At 64.0% G+C, this 5464-nt stretch carries 7 protein-coding genes; 4 read left to right on the top strand and 3 right to left on the bottom strand.

Features of this window, described 5'->3' with window-relative positions; all coding sequences use genetic code 11:
* Positions 1-68: 68 nt before the first annotated feature.
* Genes flgA through flgF form a run of 3 tightly spaced genes read right to left on the bottom strand, consistent with a single transcriptional unit; the run spans position 69 to position 2358 of the window.
* Positions 69-812, bottom strand: a complete 744-nt coding sequence (gene flgA / locus IM632_RS08265) for a flagellar basal body P-ring formation chaperone FlgA (protein WP_296552206.1) — start codon at positions 810-812, stop codon at positions 69-71.
* Between the two features lie 4 nt (positions 813-816).
* On the bottom strand, positions 817-1605 hold the full coding sequence (gene flgG / locus IM632_RS08270; RefSeq protein ID WP_293511384.1) for a flagellar basal-body rod protein FlgG: 789 nt from the start codon (positions 1603-1605) through the stop codon (positions 817-819).
* A gap of 15 nt (positions 1606-1620) precedes the next feature.
* Entirely contained in the window at positions 1621-2358 is a 738-nt protein-coding gene (flgF, locus tag IM632_RS08275) for a flagellar basal-body rod protein FlgF (RefSeq protein WP_293511386.1), read from the bottom strand.
* Between the two features lie 219 nt (positions 2359-2577).
* On the opposite strand from flgF, the gene IM632_RS08280 reads away from it, so the two are divergent.
* The 4 genes from IM632_RS08280 to IM632_RS08295 all read left to right on the top strand — a co-directional run.
* The gene (locus IM632_RS08280; RefSeq protein ID WP_333806250.1) at positions 2578-3189 is read left to right on the top strand and encodes a flagellar basal body-associated FliL family protein; all 612 of its coding nucleotides are present in this window, start codon (positions 2578-2580) and stop codon (positions 3187-3189) included.
* A gap of 26 nt (positions 3190-3215) precedes the next feature.
* Entirely contained in the window at positions 3216-4280 is a 1065-nt protein-coding gene (gene fliM, locus IM632_RS08285) for a flagellar motor switch protein FliM (RefSeq protein ID WP_296482391.1), read from the top strand.
* Positions 4277-4804 carry a DUF6468 domain-containing protein gene (locus IM632_RS08290; RefSeq protein WP_296482393.1) on the top strand — a complete coding sequence of 176 codons (528 nt, stop codon included), beginning with the start codon at positions 4277-4279 and terminating at the stop codon, positions 4802-4804. The genes fliM and IM632_RS08290 overlap by 4 nt, the downstream gene beginning before the upstream one ends.
* Positions 4801-5464 (top strand): hypothetical protein (locus tag IM632_RS08295; RefSeq protein WP_296552208.1); only part of this gene is annotated, 664 nt, incomplete at its 3' end. The genes IM632_RS08290 and IM632_RS08295, both read left to right, overlap by 4 nt.

Below are 5464 nucleotides of genomic sequence, written 5' to 3' on the forward strand. Positions count from 1 at the left end.
CAGGGGGAGAAGGGCGAGGGCAAGGGCGGCGGCGAGTCTCATGGGACGTGACCTGTCTCTGGAGGGGATCAGCGGCGAGCGATGCGGGTGGCGACGGAAACTGCGCCCTTGGGAGCGTCGGGTCCGGTAGCGGCCTGGCCCGGTCCCATGACCACGGCCTGGATTGTCTTCCGGGAAGACAGGTTCTGAAGTGAAATCACATCGCCAACCGCGCCGGCGTCGAGGGCCTTCACTTCGAGGGCGAGAGATACACCACCGTTCTGGTAGGTCACGGTGACGAGGTCGCCGGCCTGGATCACCACCGGTGCGCTGACATCCCGGGTGGACACCAGGGCGCCCTCCCGAAGGGGGCGGCGGGCGATCTTGCCGATAGCATCGTCGGCATCCCGGATAGCGTCCGCGGGCGCGGCGACGGCGCGGGTCCAGATCAAATCTTCGGCGCGAACCTCTTCGCCGGCGGCCAGGCTCCGAGCGTAGGTCAGCGCCTGCACCTCGCCCCTTCGCACAGAGGCGGCTGGCGCTTCCTCGCCGGGACGGACAATGATCCGCCGCAGCCGGTCGGGATTGCCCCAATCCAGCCCGTTTCGGCGCGCCAAGATCTGGACAGCTGTGGCGTCCAGAATGACGCTCCCTCCGGATCGGGCGGCGACGCGGACTCCGGACGCGGCGCCCGCCCCCTCGAAGAGGTCCCCGAGGGTCACGACGCCGTCGGCGTCGGTGGTGTCGGTCCTGAGGGCGACAGGTGCGGCGGCGTGGGCCGCCGAAGGAAGCGCCAGGCAGAGCGCAAGAGCGAAGGTGATCAGCCGGCGCATGAGATCAGCTCTTCACCTGGTTCGCAGTGGAGAGCATCTGGTCGGCGGATGTGATGACCTTGGAATTCATCTCGTAGGCCCTTTGGGCCACGATCAGGGCGGTGATTTCCCCTACGGCTTCCACGTTGGAAGCCTCAGTATAGCCCTGCAGGAGGACGCCCGTGCCATCGACCCCCGGGACGCTCAGAGTCGGCGCCCCGGATGCACCGCTTTCCAGGAACAGGTTGTCGCCGATCGCTTCGAGGCCACCTTCATTGATGAAGGTCGCGAGCTCCAGGTTTCCGATCACCGAAGGCTGATTCTGGCCAGCCTGCTTTACCTGGACCTGGCCGGACTTGGAGATCGAAACATCGACTGCGTCGGGCGGGATCACAATGGCGGGCTGAATCTGGTAGCCGTCTGCGGTCACCAGCTGCCCTTGATCGTTGAGAGAGAGGTTACCGGCGCGAGTGTACGAGATCTCACCCGAGGGCATGAGGACCTGAAGGTAACCCCGGCCCTGGATGGCGACGTCGAGCTGATTTCCCGTCTGGGTCATCACTCCCTGCTCGGTGATCCTGTAGATGGAGCCGGCCTTGACGCCCGCGCCGATCTGCAGCCCGGTGGGAACAACCGTGCCCTGGTCGGACGACTGGGAGCCTGCCCGCTCGAGTGTCTGGTAGAGCAGATCCTGGAATTCGGCGCGCTGGCGCTTGAAGCCCACCGTATTCATGTTGGCGATATTGTTCGAGATGACCTGGACATTGAGCTGCTGGGCGGCCATGCCGGTGGCGGCGGTGCGGAGAGCTTGCATGAGAAGTCAGCCTTTCTACTCGACGCGTCCGAGCCGCTCGACCGCGCGCCGGGACAGATCCTGGGTGTTTTCCATCATTCGATTCAGGGACTCATAGGCCCGCGTCACCTCGATCAGGTCGGTGACCTGAAGGATGGGGTTAACATTTGACGCCTCCAGCATGCCTTGGCGGACCAGGGATCCTGGGGCCGGCTGGGGTTGGGCGTTGGACGTGTTGCGGAACTGGTTGTCGCCGACTTTTTCGAGGACCGAGAGGCTATCGAAGGTCACCACGTCGACCCGGCCGACCTGTTCAATGCCTTGGCTGATCGAACCGTCACGGGCGATCTCCACAGGGCCGTTCCTCGGGTCAATGATGACCTCAGCGCCCCCGGGGTCCAGAACCGGCTGGCCACTCTGGGTGACGATCCGACCGGTCTCGTCCAGCCGAAAGTGGCCGTCGCGGGTGAACCTTTGTCCTCCCGGGGTCTGGATGCGGAAGAACCCAGGCCCGTCGATCGCGAGGTCGAATGCGGCGTTCGTCGTCCGCAGTGCGCCTTGCGAGAAGTCCCGGGCGAGGCCGCTGTCGAGCACGAACTTGATGGGGTTGGGCCCGTCAGCAGAACGCGCAGGCGCCTTGGGCTCCGTTCGGATAAGGGGCTGCTCGGTCTTGAACCCTGCGGTGTCGGCGTTGGCGATGTTGTTGGCGACGATGTCCAGATGCCGCCGAAGCGTCATCTGGCGCGATAGTCCCACATAGAGAGCGTTGTCCATCGACTCTGACGCCTGGTGTTAAGGGCCCGAAGTTTCCCCATTCACCATGCAAGGGTTGGGCCAACCGAAAAATGCAATAAAAACATCAAATAAAATGGTTAATTCCGGCCGGGAGGCGGATCTTGCCGGGTCTTTTCTCCCCCCTGAGGCGGGGTGGAAAAACGGATCGTTAACTAAACCGGGGGATAGTGGGAGGGAGAATCTCCAGGAGTTGAGGCCGTGGCCAAGCCCCCCAAGAATTCCGATGAGGAAAATGTGGACCTCAACGGCTCAGAAGCCGCCGAGGAAGGCGGCGGCAAGAAGCCGCCGCTACGCCTGATCATCATCGCGGCGGCGGCGGCGGTTTTGGTCCTGGGCGGCGGCGCAGGAGCCTACTTCCTCTTCTTCAGCAAGCCGCCGGAAGCGGCGGGAGGCAAGGCCGAGAAGAAGGGCGAGGAGAAGGGAAAGAAGGGGGCGGAAGGCGAAACAAAGGGCGGCGCTCCTGTAGCGAGCGGTCAGGCGGTCATCATCTCCGAGGGGCCGGATGGGGTCGTTTTCTGCACGCTGCCCAACATGGTGGCGAATATGCAGGCCGGGGATGGGCGTCCCGTTTACCTCAAGCTGAAGCTGACGCTTGAGGCTCCGGATCAGGCCACTGCGGAGCTGATCCAGCCTGCGATGCCCAGGATACAGGACATGTTCCAAGGTTTCCTTCGGGAGTTGCGTCCAGAGGATCTTCAGGGGTCTCAAGGCACCTTTCAGCTGCGAATGGAAATTCTTCGTCGGGTCAACCTTGTGATAGCGCCGGCCCGCGTTAACTCAGTCCTGATTGAGGAGATGCTCATCAGCTAGGCCCTCGGCCAGCTGGAGTCTAAGCCATGGCGAACACGGACGACACTTCCACAGACGAAGGGGGCCGGAGCCCTAGCGAAGCCGTTGAGGCCATCGCCAACGCCGAGCGCATTCTCAACCAGGACGAGATCGACAGCCTCCTCGGATTTGATATGTCCGGGGATGACGACTCTGATCGTGGCGGCATCCGCGCGATCATCAACTCCGCGCTTGTTTCCTATGAGCGCCTACCGATGCTCGAGATCGTCTTTGACCGCCTTGTGCGGTATATGACGACCTCATTGCGGAACTTCACCTCCGACAATGTCGAGGTGAGCCTCGATAACATCTCTTCCATCCGTTTCGGGGACTACCTGAACTCCATTCCCCTCCCGGCTATTCTGACGGTATTTAAGGCGGAGCAGCTTGAGAACTACGGTCTCCTGACGGTCGACTCCAATCTGATCTACTCGATTGTGGACGTTCTCCTGGGCGGACGCCGCGGCACAGCGACCATGCGCATCGAGGGGCGGCCCTACACCACCATCGAGCGAGTTCTCGTCGAGCGGATGGTGGAGGTCGTCCTGGGGGACGCTAAGATGGCCTTCGAGCCGCTGACCCCGGTGACCTTCACCCTGGACAGGCTTGAGACCAATCCCCGCTTCGCCGCTATCGCTCGGCCGGCAAACGCCGCGATCCTGGTGAAGCTCCGGATCGACATGGAAGATCGCGGAGGACGTATCGAGCTACTCCTGCCCTACGCCACCCTCGAACCGATCCGGAAGATGCTGCTCCAGCAGTTCATGGGTGAAAAGTTCGGGCGGGACAACATTTGGGAAGGGCACCTCGCCACCGAGATCTGGACGACCCGGATGGACATCCGAGCCGTGCTTGACGAGCAGCAGCTGCCGCTCCAAACCGTCCTTAACTTCAAGGTGGGCGATACGCTGATGCTCAATGCGACGCCTGACAAGCCTGTCGAGTTGCGGGCGGGATCCGTCCAGCTGACCACAGCCCGCATGGGGCGCAGGAATCATCAGATCGCCGTGCGAGTTGAAGCCCCTCTCAACCGGACCGCGCGTCGGGCCGTCCAGGAGATGTCCACCTCATGATCGCCATCATCCTCAACCTCCTGCTTGCGGGCCTTCTCTGCGGGGCCATCTGGATGGGCTGGCGCCTCAACGAGCGCCTCAAGGTGCTTCGCGAGGGGCAGATGGGCTTCGCCAAGGCTGTTGCGGATCTCGACGCCGCCGCCGCCCGGGCCGAGCGCGGACTGGCCGATCTGAAGGCTGCGAGCGACGAGATGGCGGAAGTCCTTGTCAGCCGGATCGAGCGCGCCCGTGTCCTCGCCTCCAAACTCGACCAGCAGTTTGAGGCGGGCGCGCGGGCGGGGCTGGCTATCGATCCCCGGGATCAGCAGGCCTCGGAGGCTGATATCGAACGCCTCAGCCGCAACCTCGGGTCGCTTCTGGCCCAGAGCCGCGAAGCCCGGGCACGGAGTCGGGAAATCGCTGCGCCGGCCCTTCGTCGTCCGTCGACGGGAGTTCGTCGCCGACCCGAGTTCGAGGATGAGCTCTTTCTGGGTGGCGGCGTGGAGCCCAGCCCCCGCCCCGCCTTCTCAGGAGGTCGTGGATGACCAAGATACCCCGCATTCTGCCTCTGGTTGGGGTCGCTGCAGGCGGCGTGCTTGCCCTGAACGCCCTCTCGAGCGTCACTGGCGCGCCAGATCTGTTTTCCGGGGCGAGGGCTTTTGCTCAGGGGGTTGCCGCCCAGGCGGGCGGCCAACCTCCGGGTTCGGCGGCCAACCCCGCCCAGGCCACCGCGAACGCCCGGGAAGGCGGCGACAAACCGGCGGGCGCCGCTGCGGCGGCGCCGGCCAAGCCGTTGGTTTGCGCCCCTACCGCCGCAGAGCTCGCCAAGGAAGCGGGCCTGTCCCCTGCGGAGCTCCAGGTTCTCCAGAGCCTTGGCGCGCGCCGGGGTCAGCTGGACCAACGCGAAGCGGATTTCAGCACCCAGTTGGCCCTCCTCGCCGCGGCTGAGGCCAAGCTCGACGTCAAGGTAAAGACCCTGAACGGGCTCAAGTCGGACATCCAGGGGCTGCTAAAGCTCGGAGATGAGCAGGAAGCCGCTGAGGTGGCCCGGATGGTCAAGGTCTTTGAGTCCATGAAGCCAAAGGACGCCGCGCCGCGGATGGTTCTTCTGGAGGACTCGGTGCGTCTGCCGATCGCCGCCAAGATGAAGGAGAAATCCCTCGGTCTCATTCTGGCGCAGATGCCTCCGGCGGAGGCCAAGAAGC

Source organism: Phenylobacterium sp., assembly GCF_020402505.1.
Lineage (GTDB): Bacteria > Pseudomonadota > Alphaproteobacteria > Caulobacterales > Caulobacteraceae > Phenylobacterium.